This window comes from Mesomycoplasma sp. (assembly GCF_056854695.1).
Genome location: NZ_JBXGGF010000001.1, coordinates 36408 through 50923 on the forward strand (window position 1 = coordinate 36408; position 14516 = coordinate 50923).

A 14516-nucleotide genomic window follows, 5' to 3' on the forward strand; every position below is an offset into this window, starting at 1 on the left:
ACTCACCTCTTTATTTATTATACTTTGATTACTTGAACATCTATAGCGGATTTATCCATAATATTTATATCAATATTTTCAGATAAATCCTCAAAAGAAATTCATTGCAACCGTTTTTTTTCAAAAGTATTAAACATATCATCACCATTTTTTTTAATTTGATTTAATCCAATAGGGAAAAAAGAATTTTTTTTAATATTTGATAATTCATTAGTGTAAAAATTACCATTATTAAAAAAATAATTAGCAAAAAATGTGTTAAATTTAGGTTGTTTTTCTACATTTTTCTTAAACTCTATAAGTGTGCCTTTTTCTATAAATATAGCTGAAAAATTACTTTTAAATTGAACTGGTTTTTTTTCAAATAAAAATAATTGAGAATTATTGCTATCGCTATTTATAGATGTAAAAAAAATATCTATAAGTGAATTTTTAAAATCTTCATTAAAGAAAAATGTGTCTGAGTTTAATAAAAATAAATCAAAATTACCTATTTTAATTTTAACTAATTCTATCTCGAAAAGTTCATCAATATTTAAATCTTCATTTTTTGTAAAAAGAAAATTAAAATTTATTTTATTCTTAAAACAAAAATCATAAAATAAAGTTTTATTTAAAAATTCATTTAATTTGTTCTTATCAAATATATTGAAAAACAAATTTAAATCTTTCATTATATAGTTTAAAAAAATAATAAAATTATAGTTTTCACTATTATTGTTTTTGATGTTTTTTAATATTTGATTAACTTGTCAAATTATTTTCTTGCTTTTTAAAAATAAAGGTATAGATCAATTCGAATATTTTAAATTTATTTGTATTTTATCCTTTTGCCAAAGTAAATTTGCTTTTTCTAATCTTAAAAAATTCGCTTTAATGTTTTCATAATAAATATCGTGGTTAGATAATTTATCATCAACTTTAATAAATGGGATATTTTTGCTGTAACTATTATTTTGTTTTTCTTCATTTTTATTTTTTGTGTTAGAAAAATTTTGTTTATTTTTTTGAAAAAAATTTATAAAAAAACTATAAAAAGTTTGTTTAAACAAAATTTCAACTTTATTATAATTTCCAAAGTCAGATTTCTCTAATAACTTTAATACTCATTTTTGAAATTTTTTATATAAATAAATAATTTGGCTAGAATTAAAATGAGTAAAAAATTCTTCATGTTCTCAAATATTTTTTAAAAATAATGAATATAATTCAATTAAAAATAAAATATTTTTTTTCTCTAAATTGTTTTCTTGTTTTAAAAGTTCTTTACTATTATCAATAATATCTATAATGTTTTTTGTTATTGATTTGTAAACTAAAGTGAAATTATTTTTGTTTTTAATTTTGTTTAAAAAAAATACTTCTAATTCTTTAATTTTCGCAAACAAAATATTAGACTTATTTGAATCATTGTTTCAAATTTGTTGCTTTTTACTGTAAAAAGAAAAAATTCTTTTATGCAAAAATTTATATTTATTTTTTATTTGTGATAACTTTTTTGATAACTCTTCATTTGATACTGTTTGAACATCTATGAAATTTAAATAAGATATTAAATTTTTTAAAAATTTATAAATTTCGAGAGATATGTATTCAGATAATTCTTTAATGTGTTTTTTATTATTCGCGCTAATTTTTTGGTTTTCTCACAGAGGCAACAAAGTATCTACAACCAAATTGTGTTTAATTTTATCGAAACTTTCTTTTGTTAAAAAATCAGAGTAAACCTTATTTTTTTTTGGATTAAAAATTTGATCATTATAAGTTATGAAACCCTGGTATTTTTTGTTTTTTTCAAAAAGGATTTTAAAATTTTCGAAAAGATTTTTTTCAGATGAAAAAAAAATTAAATTTTGGTTTAAATCTAATGAAAAATTAAAATAATTTCAAAAATCATTTTTTATATTATGGAAATTTATACTTTTTAAAATATTGTTATGTAAACTCATTGCTTAAATATTGTAAGAAATTTTTTTATGAACAAGAGGAACAATAACTCTAGCTGTGAAATAAATTACAGATAAATTTGTTCAAATTTTAATAGGCGAAGTTATTAAGTGAGTCAGCAAGGCTGTAGAAAAATCAACTAAAGCTCCAGATTGAACATCCCCCTTTGCAGCAATAAGGCTAGTGATTGGTTCATGAACAGCTGAAAAAGCAACAATTGGAACTATTGTTAAATATCTATCATTTTTAAGAAAAAAATTCGAAAATCTTGCAACAAATAAAAATACAGTCATTGTTGATGTACCAAATAAAATTAAAATAATAAAACCTATTTTACTTTTAACTAATTTAAATTTAGAAAAATCCACATCAGAAAATGACACACCTAAAATTATAGAAAGCATTATTATTGTTAAAATTAATGTACTTGTAATTCAATAAAAATTAATTAATGCTTTTTCATTTTTTCAGTTATTAACTTTTTTTAGTTTGGTTTGATAAAGTTTAATTTTTTTATTTTTTTGTTCTTTTTTTCAAAGATCCTCAATTAACAAGGAATTAGATTTGAGATAATTAATTTTAGCTTCTAATCTTTTTATAACACTTGTTTTTTCGAATCAATGTCGACCCTGTTTTATAAATAATCAAAAAAATAATCCAGGAATCAACCCTGTTATAGCCATATAAATTGTGTATCAATAAGAATATACGCCAGGAATAAATAAAAAAGTCACTAAATCAGAAAGTAACCCAGTTAAAAAACCAATAATAGGACCAAAAATAAACCCTGTTATTTTAATAGGTAATCCAATAATTGATTGTCTAAAAGCTGGTAAGATGGTAAAAGGAGCCAATCTAACCGCGATAATTAGCATTATCACAGATATAGAAATAAAAATAGCAACAAAAGAAATTTGTAAATTATTTCATTTTTTTACTTTGATAGCTTTCATACCTCTCCTTTTAAACTAATATATTATAAGTGAAAAAAACTAGACTATTTGAATATCACCATTATTTGTTGTGATATTTATAGCTCATTTTGTTTTTAAATATAATATTTCAAACATAATTCATTTAACTATATCTGAAGAATAAAATATTAAAGATGTAGCAATTAATTTAAATCCTACATCAGGAATCAAAGGTAGTAATACAAAAACATTAATTGCTTGCCAAGCGGTTTGACCAATTGCGAGTGCAAAATTTCATATTCCAGTAAGGTTTGAACGCCCACCTGCTGCAACAATATTGATAGAAGTATTTAATTGAATTCAAAATGGGTTTAAAACAACAATCATTAATGAAACTCAAAATATTTGACTTAAGAAATATTGTACAGCTTCATTTTGTTCACTTTGAATAAGTTTGTTGTCAAGTGATAAATTTTTATTTTTAAAATATTCTGTTAATCCATCTTTAACTTGTTCTTGAATTCCACCAACCAACAACTTTGTGTGTGATAAAACAAAAACTATTATTAACGTGAATAGAGACAAAATGATTGAAAAAGTAAACATATATCCTTTTAACATTTTGGCTTCTTTAATTGCCTCATCAATTCTGTTTTGTCCTAATTTACGCCCAACTGAAATGGATATATTTGATTGAATTGAACCATAAGCTACAAAAAGGATATTTGCAATTGTTGATGTTATTCCTGATACTGTTAGAAAGCCTATTCCCCAATATTTGTATAAATGGTTTTCATTTTCTATCCCTAAACTTCCAGCTGGCATTCCGTTTGCTCAAAAAATGACTCTAATTGAAATTGATACACCAGCAACCACAGAAAAAAGTAATCCTCAAACACGTTTTCAGTATTGTTTTCAAATACTTTTTTTAATGTCAAAAATTTCTCAAATTACAATTCTTAATTCTTTTTTGTAAAAGAATTGGTATGTATATAAACCTATTGAAGTAACTACTCTCGCAATTACTGTAGCAATCGCAGAACCCACAACCCCTAAATATGGAATTAAAATAAGATTTAAAGTAACATTTAAAATTAAAGTTAAAAAAACAAAAGCCATAGAAGCTTTTATTGAACCACTTTCTCTTAATGATGCTGAAGTGGTAACTGTAAATGCAAATAAAATTCAAGAAAAGGCAATAACGAACAAATAATCATTAGCTAACTTAATGGTTTTTTCTATTTCTTGAATTCCACCATTTGAGCTTTGAACCAGTTTAATCATTTGGCTTGGTACACTTCAGGCAAATATAGCCATTAATAAAGCTAAACTAAAGTTTAAAATTAATCTAACATTATTTGTCATTCTAGCATGGACGAAGTCTTTTTTACCTCAATATTGACTAAAAATGATAGAACCAATTGCGTTTATTGATATTAAAAATGAAAAAATAATCCCAGTTCAAACATTAGCCAAACCGACAGCGGTTATTCCACCACTGATTCGTGAAACCATAAAATTATCAACAAAATTATTTAATGATAAAAATAAAGAACTTAATACAACCGGTATTGTAACTTTAGTTAAACTTATTCATTTGGCTTTTGAATCAGGAAAATATTGTTTAATCGCATTAAAATTAATTGTTTTAAACATTATTAACCATTTACAACTTTAATAATTTTAACTGAATATTTTTCAGATACATCAACTTCAACTTCATCACCTTCTGATTGACCTAAAAGAACTTCAGCCATTGGTGAAAAGTTGGAAATTTTATTTTCAAAAGGATTAGCATCCATTGAACTAACAATTTGAAAAGTTTGTCTTTCCTTAGTGTCTTGATTTTCAACTGTCACTAAAGAACCAATAGAAATTTTTGAACTTTTACTATCTGTAACAATTATTTTGGCCTTAGAAATAATAGCTTCTAAGTCACGAATTCTAGATTCTATAATTCCTTGTCGTTCACGAGCTGCATCATACTCTGCATTTTCGGATAAATCCCCTTGCTCACGAGCCTCTTTGATATCTTCAATAGCTTTGTTTCTTTCAACCCTAACAAGATGATCTAATTCTTGTTTAAATTCATTTAATTTTTGTTCTGTAAGAAGAATTTGATCAGAAAAATTATTATTTTTATTCATATATGAAATATTCCTTAAAAATTAATATAAGTTCTATATTTTAATATTTTTTTCCATTTTAACAATAATTAATGAGAAATAAATATCTAATTCATAGTTAATTTGCTCATCTTTTAAAAAATTTATTATTGCTCTTTTTTGTTTTTTATTATATTTAAAAATTAAAATTTTAGGTTTTTTATAATAAAGTGATTGAAAATCACTAAAATCAAGATTGTTTGCAAAAATAAAATCAATATTAAATTCAATGGAACTTAAATTAATATTTTGAAAATTATTTAAGTTAAAAATTTCTTTTTTATTTTTAAAATTTTCCTTATTAATGAAGTCATTGATAATAAAAATATTTTTGTCTTTTAAATTTTTAAAACTAGAAATAGCTGCAAGTCCATCTGTTTCTGCAAAAAATAAATTTTTAAATTCTGGATTATTTGCATAACCTAAGATAAGTTCTAATTCCTCAACTATAATATTAGTATCAAAAATTTTATTAATAAAATCACTATTTAATTTTACTGAATTCACTTTTTTAAGTTCCAAATTTTTTTGTTGATATTCTTTTACAACCTTATTTTTTTTTATTTGAGTTAGTAAAATGGATAAAACCATTATAAAAAGACTAATAAAAATACTAATAAGTAGACCAGTTTTAACTGAGTTTTCCATAATGTGAGTTAAATTTTACCTTTTATTTTTATTTGATAATTGAAAAATATTTTACTTTTACTTATAAAAAATGGATTTTTTTTCGTTTTTTTAAAAAAAAATAATTTTTTTACATTTTTTTTTTTACATTTTTCTTTTTTTATGTTATCATTAGTTCTTGCTTTTAAATAAAGCGAAAAAAATTAACAAATTATGAAAAAGCGAAAAAAAAAAAAAAAAAATTCTTTGCTTTTTAAAAAAATAATGTATAATTAATTTTTGCTTGTTTAAAGCCATTAGATCTTTCAAAACTAGATACATAATTCAAACCATTTTTAAATTAAACATACAATTTGAGAGTTTGATCCTAGCTCAGGATGAACGCTCGCTGTGTGCCTAATACATGCATGTTGAACGGAATATTTTAGCTTGCTAAAATATTTAGTAGCGAATGGGTGAGTAACACGTACCTAATCTACCTTTAGGTTCGGGATAACTTTTGGAAACAAAGGCTAATACCTAATATAGTTTATTTTCGCATGAAGATAAATAAAAAGGAGCTTTACAGCTTCGCCTAGAAATGAGGGTGCGGAACATTAGTTAGTTGGTGAGGTAATGGCTCACCAAGACGATGATGTTTAGCGGGGCCAAGAGGTTGTACCGCCACACTGGGACTGAGATACGGCCCAGACTCCTACGGGAGGCAGCAGTAAGGAATTTTCCACAATGAGCGAAAGCTTGATGGAGCGACACAGCGTGCACGATGAAGTCTTTAGGGATGTAAAGTGCTGTTATAAGGAAAGAAAAAATTAAATAGGAAATGATTTAATCTTGACGGTACCTTATTAGAAAGCGACGGCAAACTATGTGCCAGCAGCCGCGGTAATACATAGGTCGCAAGCGTTATCCGGAATTATTGGGCGTAAAGCGTCCGTAGGTGTTTTGTTAAGTTTAAGGTTAAATACTGAAGCTCAACTTCAGCCCGCTTTAGATACTGGCAAAATAGAATTATGAAGAGGTTAGCGGAATTCCTAGTGGAGCGGTGGAATGCGTAGATATTAGGAAGAACACCAATAGGCGAAGGCAGCTAACTGGTCATAAATTGACACTAAGGGACGAAAGCGTGGGGAGCAAACAGGATTAGATACCCTGGTAGTCCACGCTGTAAACGATGATCATTAGTTGGTGGTAATAATCACTAGCACAGCTAACGCGATAAATGATCCGCCTGAGTAGTATGCTCGCAAGAGTGAAACTTAAAGGAATTGACGGGAACCCGCACAAGCGGTGGAGCATGTGGTTTAATTTGAAGATACGCGGAGAACCTTACCCACTCTTGACATCCTTGCAAAGCTATAGAGATATAGTGGAGGTTAACAAGATGACAGATGGTGCATGGTTGTCGTCAGCTCGTGTCGTGAGATGTTAGGTTAAGTCCTGCAACGAGCGCAACCCCTTTCTTTAGTTACTAACATTAAGTTGAGGACTCTAGAGATACTGCCAGCGTAAGCTGGAGGAAGGTGGGGATGACGTCAAATCATCATGCCTCTTACGAGTGGGGCAACACACGTGCTACAATGGCTACTACAAAGAGAAGCAAAACGGTGACGTCCAGCAAATCTCAAAAAAGTAGTCCCAGTTCGGATTGAAGTCTGCAACTCGACTTCATGAAGTCGGAATCGCTAGTAATCGCAGGTCAGCTATACTGCGGTGAATACGTTCTCGGGTTTTGTACACACCGCCCGTCACACCATGGGAGTTGGTAATACCCAAAGTCGGTAAGTTAACTTCGGAGACTGCTGCCTAAGGTAGGACTGATGACTGGGGTGAAGTCGTAACAAGGTATCCCTACGAGAACGTGGGGATGGAACACCTCCTTTCTACGGTTATATTTTATAATATACAATATATTTTATTTATACAATTTTAATTACTAATATTTTTAAAAATGGTTATGTATCTAGTTTTGAGAGATCTAATGAAATAGTTCTTTGAAAACTGAATAGTATAATAAATTTACAAATATGTAATTATTTACATATTCCAACAATTTAAAATACCTTAAGATATTTATCTTTAGTATAACGATAGGCTATACAAAAGTTACAAATTAACTTTTTTAAATAAGTAAGAGTATTTGGTGGATGCCTTGGGTCTGAAAGTCGATGAAGGACGTGATTACCTGCGATAAGCTTCGTGGAGCTGGAAATAAGCTATGATACGGAGATTTCCGAATGGGGAAACCTAATTAAGTAAACCTTAATTGCTTTTTAATGAATCCATAGTTAAATAGACGATAAACGTTGTGAATTGAAACATCTTAGTAACAACAGGAAAAGAAAATAAATAATGATTCCCTTAGTAGTGGCGAGCGAATGGGGAAGAGCCCAAACCGTTTAACGGGGTTATAGGACATTTTAATTGAGTAAAAAAATTTTATAATAGCAGAAGAAGTTGGAAAGCTTCAACATAGAAGGTGACATTCCTGTATGCGAAATTGTAAAATCTCATAAATGTATCCTGAGTAGGGCGGGGCACGTGAAACCCTGTCTGAATTCGCCGGGACCACCCGGTAAGGCTAAATACTAATCAGACACCGATAGTGAACAAGTACCGTGAGGGAAAGGTGAAAAGAACCCCGAGAGGGGAGTGAAATAGATTCTGAAACCATTTACTTACAAGTAGTCAAAGCACGTTAATGTGTGATGGCGTACATCTTGCAGTATGGTCCGGCGAGTTATGTTAATATGCAAGGTTAAGCAGAAAAAAGCGGAGCCGTAGGGAAACCAAGTCTTAATAGGGCGAATTAGTATATTGGCATATACCCGAAACCAGGTGATCTATCCATGAGCAGAGTGAAACTTTGGTAAAACAAAGTGGAGGTTCGAACCGTAGTACGTTAAAAAGTGCCCGGATGACTTGTGGATAGCGGTGAAATTCCAATCGAACCTGGAGATAGCTGGTTCTCTTCGAAATAGCTTTAGGGCTAGCGTGTAGTACTATTTAATGGGGGTAGAGCACTGAATGTGGAATGGCGGCACCTAGCTGTACTGACTATAATCAAACTCCGAATACCATTAAAAACAAGCTATGCAGTCGGAACGTGGGTGATAACGTCCACGCTCGCGAGGGAAACAACCCAGATCGTCAGCTAAGGTCCCAAAATTGTGTTAAGTGAGAAAGGTTGTGAGATTTCATAAACAACTAGGATGTTGGCTTAGAAGCAGCCACCATTTAAAGAGTGCGTAATTGCTCACTAGTCAAGAGATCTTGCGCCAATAATGTAACGGGACTCAAACACAATACCGAAGCTACGGGTATGTTTTATAAACATACGTTAGGAGAGCGTTCTAATTTCATTGAAGCTAGAGTGTGAACACTAGTGGAGAGATTAGAAGTGAGAATGCCGGAATGAGTAACGATTCGAAGTGAGAATCTTCGACGCCTATTGGGGAAGGTTTCCTGGGCAAGGTTCGTCCACCCAGGGTTAGTCAGGGCCTAAGGAGAGGCAGAAATGCGTATTCGATGGACAATAGGTTAATATTCCTATACTTGGTAAAAAAATGATGGAGTGACGAAAAAAGATAACCTTACTTCTTATTGGATTAGGAGGGTAAGCAGTTAGAAAGTTAAATAGGCAAATCCGTTTAACATTAATTTTGAGCTGTGATGCATAGTGAACAGGCAACTAAGTAATGAATTAGGCGATTCTATGTTTCCAAGAAAAGCTTCTAGTGTTAATTTTTTATCAACCTGTACCGAGAACGGACACACGTCCCCAAGATGAGTATTCTAAGGCGAGCGAGAAAACCAATGTTAAGGAACTCTGCAAAATGACCCCGTAAGTTCGCAAGAAGGGGTACCCATTTATGGGTCACAGTAAAATAGGGGGGGCAACTGTTTATCAAAAACACAGCTCTCTGCTAAGTTGCAAAACGATGTATAGAGGGTGAAGCCTGCCCAGTGCCCGAAGGTTAAGCAAAGATGTTAGCTCTGCGAAGCATTGAAGTGAAGCCCGGGTGAACGGCGGCCGTAACTATAACGGTCCTAAGGTAGCGAAATTCCTTGTCAACTAATTATTGACCTGCACGAAAGGCGCAATGATCTCCCTACTGTCTCAACATTGGACTCGGTGAAATTATGGTACCAGTGAAAACGCTGGTTACCCGCATCAAGACGAAAAGACCCCGTGGAGCTTTACTATAACTTCGTATTGAAAATTGGTTTAATATGTGTAGGATAGGTGGGAGACTTTGAAGCATGGACGCTAGTTTGTGTGGAGTCAACCTTGAAATACCACCCTTATTAAATTGATTTTCTAACCTGCTTCCATTATCTGGAAGAGAGACAGTGCGTGGTGGGTAGTTTGACTGGGGCGGTCGCCTCCTAAAGAGTAACGGAGGTGTTCAAAGCTACACTCAATATGGTCAGAAACCATATGTAGAGCGTAAAGGTAAAAGTGTGGTTAACTGCGAGACCTACAAGTCGAGCAGGTGCGAAAGCAGGACTTAGTGATCCGGCGGTACATTGTGGAATGGCCGTCGCTCAACGGATAAAAGCTACCCCGGGGATAACAGGCTAATCTTCCCCAAGAGATCACATCGACGGGAAGGTTTGGCACCTCGATGTCGGCTCATCGCATCCTGGAGCTGGAGTCGGTTCCAAGGGTTTGGCTGTTCGCCAATTAAAGCGGTACGTGAGCTGGGTTCAGAACGTCGTGAGACAGTTCGGTCCCTATCTGATGTGGGCGTTGGAATATTGATGAGAGCTGCTCTTAGTACGAGAGGACCGGAGTGGACGTACCGCTGGTGTTCCAGTTGTCTTGCCAAAGGCATAGCTGGGTAGCTAAGTACGGAACAGATAACCGCTGAAAGCATCTAAGCGGGAAGCTGCCTCAAAGATGAGTATTCCTTATGAAATTCCTTATAGACGATGAGGTTGATAGGTTGGCGGTGTAAGTGTAGTAATACATTTAGCTTACCAATACTAATAAATTCAACATTTAAAAAAGTTATAAATAACTTAAGGTTATTTTAAAACTTCAATGCCCAACATTGATATTTATATATACTATTCAGTTTTGAAAGAACTATTTAAATACATATATATAAATTAACTTGTAAAAGTTAATTTTTTTTATTTATTTTGTAAATTATTTATATTTTTACAAAATAAATATTTGATAAAATATAAGGTTAATAATTTTAACCAATTAAAAAGGAGATTCTTTTATGTTGCCACAATATTTTCAGTGACAAGGTAACCCAAATACATTAGAATATGCTAAATTATTTTTTTATATTCCAGTTACTTTTGCTATTGTTATTCTAATTAGTATATACCTTTTTCGAAAGTCGCTTAGAACATGATATGCTAATCAAACTCGAGATATTTTTGCTTCAAATTTTAAAAAAATTAAAATAATTTTTTTAAGTATTGGTTTATTTATTTGATTATTTTCTTATGTTTCTAGAATTGTTTTATTAGAAGTTGAAGACTATTTTAATAAATGAGAATATTTACCTTTGCACATGTGTCGAATTTTAGTTTTGGCAACAGCTACAGCTTTATTATTTAATAAAACACATTATGTTAAATATTGAGTTGTACCAGCTTTTATAGGTTCATCTTTGGCTCTGGCCTCACCTCAAATTAGTATCTCCACAGAAACCTACTTTAAAACTATAAATAGAATTTTTCCTAATTTAGTTTTAGATAAGGAGAAATTTTCTTCGATTTTTCCTGGTTTACACTGAAGTTATGACTCACACTTTTTCTGAGAATTTTTAATCACTCATTTAATTTGTTTAGTGCTACCAATATTTTTGCAAATTATTCAACCTCCTAAACACAAACTCACAACTCAAGTATTATTAAAATCTATTTTAATCACATTTGTATATGCTCTATTTATTTTTTTCTTAAGTTGAATATTTTTTGCATTATTAAGAAGTGATAGTGTAGACACAAAAACTTTTATTGCTTGAAATCCAAATTGACTTTACCTTGGAAGAGTAGGTTTGGGCGAATTGAAATTAATTGGGCAATGACCTTATGTCTTATTTAGTTTAACAATAATCTTTTTCATTCTTTTCTGAATAGTATTTGTCTTAAAAATGTTGCTTGAAAAATTTTCTTTCAGTATTGAACATGATATAAATGGGAAATTTAAATACATTTTTACCAAACAAAATTGAAAAAGCGTTCTTAATAAAAATCAGTTCAACAAACAAGCATTTAAAATTTTTAATTTAAAAAAATCATAAAAATAATGTTATGAATACAAATAGAGAAAAACTTATTGATTTTATAAATCAAAAACAAAGCCAATTTAGACGCAATCAAATTATTGCTTACTATGCAGCTTTAGTCGTTAGATGAATATTATTTTTTGCTAATATAATTGTTCTTGCTTTAGCAATTGCTGTTGTTATTGTTGAAGTTCATAGATACAATAATATTCAGTCAGAAACAAAAACAATTATTGGTGATTTGGGTTTCACTATTGTTTTGGCTTTGTTTATTATTTTAACTTTTTTTATCAATATTTTTCTATCAGTTTATAGAGTAGTTATGAAATATAAAGATTATAAAAAAGCTCAACGAGAACTTAGTTATATTTATTTTAGAGTTGCTCAAGATCCTGATTATTCTTACTCAGATTTTCAACAAGATTATGACAAAATTAGTGATTTTTATTTTGCTAAAAAATCTGTTTTAAAATTTAAAATTATTAAAAAAGCTATTTTTGAAGGAAAAAAATGATTATAACAAGCTCAAAATTAGAGACTGATGCTTTATCTTTTGCTAAATTTTTATACAAAAAAACATTAACTAAAGCAAAAATTTTTCAATTTTTATTTTGATTATTTTCTTTATTTAGTATTTTTTTTGCCTTTTTTTCAACATTAATGGGAATTTTTAAACTAGCATCGCCAAAACTTGAGACACTAAAAACTTTTGCTAATTTATTTTTATATATTGATGACCAAGGCAACAAAGTAGATCAATGACCCATTTTTATTTTATGAATAAATTTATCCATTAGTTTAGTGAATGCTTTATTTGCTTTGTTTTTGATTAAAAACAGATGGCTAAGAAATCAAGAAATTAATGATTTTTTAAAATTAGAACTAATTTTGTATGAAAATAGACTTGGAAAATACAAAAATTGTGAAAATCTTCAAATGGAACTTTTCAACGCAATTTTCTTAAAAATTTCTCCACCCAAAAGTTTATTAAATATTTATCAATCAAAAAAAAAAAAAAAAACTACGAAATAATCATGAATAAAAATGAACTATTGCAAAAAATAGAATCAAAAGTTATTCAATTACAAACAAAAGCAAGAATATCTAAATTAATTTTTTTAAGTTGTAGTATTTTATTAATAGTTATGTCTGTATTTAACGGCATTCTTTCGGCTTATGCTATAACTAAAAATCCTAATCCAACTGCCATCAACTTATTTGTTGCAATTTCATTTATAAACGCAATTGTAACTTTTGTTACCAGTTTGTCTAGTTTTTTTGTATTTGAAAATGTTTATACAAAAAATAGTGCTAAAATTGATTTTTTTGAAAAAAAGAAGATAGAATTAGCAAACCCAGATTCTAATGTTGATATTATAGCTGAAGAATTAATTATTTATAAAGGTGAGTAGATATAAAGAGGTGTTATGTACAAAAAATTTTTTGAGGGTATTATTGAAGTAATAACAGGTCCTATGTTTTCAGGAAAATCTGATGAATTAATTAAGCGCATAAGAACATTATCATATGCTAACATTAACACTTTGGTAATTAAGCCTAAAATAGACCAAAGATTTTCTAGTTGTGAAATTATTTCACGTTCAGGATTAAAAATACCAACTTTTAGTGTAGAAAATGTTGATGAAATTCAACAATTATTTGAAGCCGCAGAATACCAAGCAATAGCTATAGATGAAGTTCAATTTTTTCAAGATGATATTATTGAATTTTTAGATTCATTAGCAAATAAAGGGATTAGGGTCATGGTGAGTGGTTTGGATCAAGATTATTTACGTCAACCCTTTGGTCCTATGCCAAAATTAATGGCATTAGCAGAAAATATTACTAAATTACAAGCGGTTTGTGCCATTTGTAAACGTGCTGCCACAACATCAACTCGAACACATAGAAATTTTACTGATCAAACTCTTATTGGGGATTTAGAAGAATATGAGGCACGTTGTAGAGATTGTCATAGCAAAAAATCAAAAATAAAAAAAATTTAAAAAAAATTTGTTTATTTTTTAAAAAAAGAGTTATAATTATGGATATTGAGAATTTAAATAATCTTTCAAAATTTGATAGTTTATTTAAATAGATTTGCCAAAATCTTCAATATATTAACCATCTATAATCATTTATAAACTTCTTAATAGGTTTATAAATGATTAACAATGCAAGTGTAGTTTAATGGCAGAACTTCAGCCTTCCAAGCTGATTGTGAGGGTTCGATTCCCTTCACTTGCTCCATATCAAAAAAATTGACCTAAAAAATAGCTAAAAGCTGTTTTTTTTATTTTTGAATTTTTTAAACAATAAAAAAGGATTAATAATGGTATCATTTGAAGCTAAAGTGATTGATGCACAAGGTTTTCATGCTAGACCAGCATCTAAAATATCACTATTATGTAAACAATTTCAGTCAGAAATTAAAATGTTTAATGGAGATAAATCTGGTAGTGCTAAATCTATTATGAATATTTTGGGATTAGGTGTGAAAGAAGGCACAAATATCAAAATAGAAGCACAAGGAGAAGATGAAGAACAAGCTATTCAAGAAATTAAAAACTTAATGATAGAAGAAAAGCTTATTTCTTTATAATATAAATAAA

At 29.5% G+C, this 14516-nt stretch carries 11 protein-coding genes, 1 tRNA gene and 2 rRNA genes; 9 read left to right on the forward strand and 5 right to left on the reverse strand.

Features of this window, described 5'->3' with window-relative positions; genetic code table 4:
• Nucleotides 1-17 precede the first annotated feature (17 nt).
• From ACJHWB_RS00160 to ACJHWB_RS00180, 5 genes are read right to left on the reverse strand one after another with little or no spacing between them, the layout of a single operon-like run.
• Complete coding sequence (locus ACJHWB_RS00160; protein WP_483132511.1) at nucleotides 18-1949, reverse strand: hypothetical protein; 1932 nt, start codon at nucleotides 1947-1949, stop codon at nucleotides 18-20.
• A gap of 3 nt (nucleotides 1950-1952) precedes the next feature.
• Nucleotides 1953-2900, reverse strand: a complete 948-nt coding sequence (locus ACJHWB_RS00165; RefSeq protein ID WP_483132512.1) for a substrate-specific component FolT of folate ECF transporter — start codon at nucleotides 2898-2900, stop codon at nucleotides 1953-1955.
• A 39-nt stretch (nucleotides 2901-2939) separates the two neighbouring features.
• Nucleotides 2940-4517 carry an MATE family efflux transporter gene (locus ACJHWB_RS00170; protein ID WP_483132513.1) on the reverse strand — a complete coding sequence of 526 codons (1578 nt, stop codon included), beginning with the start codon at nucleotides 4515-4517 and terminating at the stop codon, nucleotides 2940-2942.
• Nucleotides 4518-4519: 2 nt separating this feature from the next.
• Nucleotides 4520-5008, reverse strand: coding sequence for a transcription elongation factor GreA (greA, locus tag ACJHWB_RS00175; protein WP_483132514.1), 489 nt, complete (start codon nucleotides 5006-5008; stop codon nucleotides 4520-4522).
• Between the two features lie 33 nt (nucleotides 5009-5041).
• On the reverse strand, nucleotides 5042-5674 hold the full coding sequence (locus ACJHWB_RS00180) for a hypothetical protein (RefSeq protein WP_483132515.1): 633 nt from the start codon (nucleotides 5672-5674) through the stop codon (nucleotides 5042-5044).
• Between the two features lie 328 nt (nucleotides 5675-6002).
• On the opposite strand from ACJHWB_RS00180, the gene ACJHWB_RS00185 reads away from it, so the two are divergent.
• The 9 genes from ACJHWB_RS00185 to ACJHWB_RS00225 all read left to right on the forward strand — a co-directional run bounded on the left by ACJHWB_RS00185 (nucleotide 6003) and on the right by ACJHWB_RS00225 (nucleotide 14506).
• Nucleotides 6003-7533: ribosomal RNA gene (locus tag ACJHWB_RS00185) — 16S ribosomal RNA — on the forward strand.
• A 237-nt stretch (nucleotides 7534-7770) separates the two neighbouring features.
• Nucleotides 7771-10663 (forward strand): 23S ribosomal RNA (locus ACJHWB_RS00190).
• The 16S and 23S rRNA genes sit together here, the layout of an rRNA operon.
• Nucleotides 10664-10884: 221 nt before the next feature.
• A complete protein-coding gene (locus tag ACJHWB_RS00195; protein ID WP_483132516.1) occupies nucleotides 10885-11919 on the forward strand; it encodes a YwaF family protein in 1035 nt (344 codons plus the stop codon).
• A 10-nt stretch (nucleotides 11920-11929) separates the two neighbouring features.
• Nucleotides 11930-12424, forward strand: a complete 495-nt coding sequence (locus ACJHWB_RS00200; RefSeq protein WP_483132517.1) for a hypothetical protein — start codon at nucleotides 11930-11932, stop codon at nucleotides 12422-12424.
• Entirely contained in the window at nucleotides 12415-12936 is a 522-nt protein-coding gene (locus ACJHWB_RS00205; protein WP_483132518.1) for a DUF4231 domain-containing protein, read from the forward strand. The genes ACJHWB_RS00200 and ACJHWB_RS00205 overlap by 10 nt, the downstream gene beginning before the upstream one ends.
• Before the next feature lie 2 nt (nucleotides 12937-12938).
• Nucleotides 12939-13316 (forward strand): DUF4231 domain-containing protein, encoded by a 378-nt coding sequence (locus ACJHWB_RS00210; RefSeq protein ID WP_483132519.1) that lies wholly within the window; start codon nucleotides 12939-12941, stop codon nucleotides 13314-13316.
• A gap of 15 nt (nucleotides 13317-13331) precedes the next feature.
• Entirely contained in the window at nucleotides 13332-13910 is a 579-nt protein-coding gene (locus ACJHWB_RS00215) for a thymidine kinase (protein WP_483132520.1), read from the forward strand.
• Between the two features lie 170 nt (nucleotides 13911-14080).
• Nucleotides 14081-14154 (forward strand) — tRNA-Gly (locus ACJHWB_RS00220).
• Nucleotides 14155-14236: 82 nt separating this feature from the next.
• Complete coding sequence (locus ACJHWB_RS00225; RefSeq protein WP_483132521.1) at nucleotides 14237-14506, forward strand: HPr family phosphocarrier protein; 270 nt, start codon at nucleotides 14237-14239, stop codon at nucleotides 14504-14506.
• The last annotated feature ends 10 nt before the right edge of the window (nucleotides 14507-14516 follow it).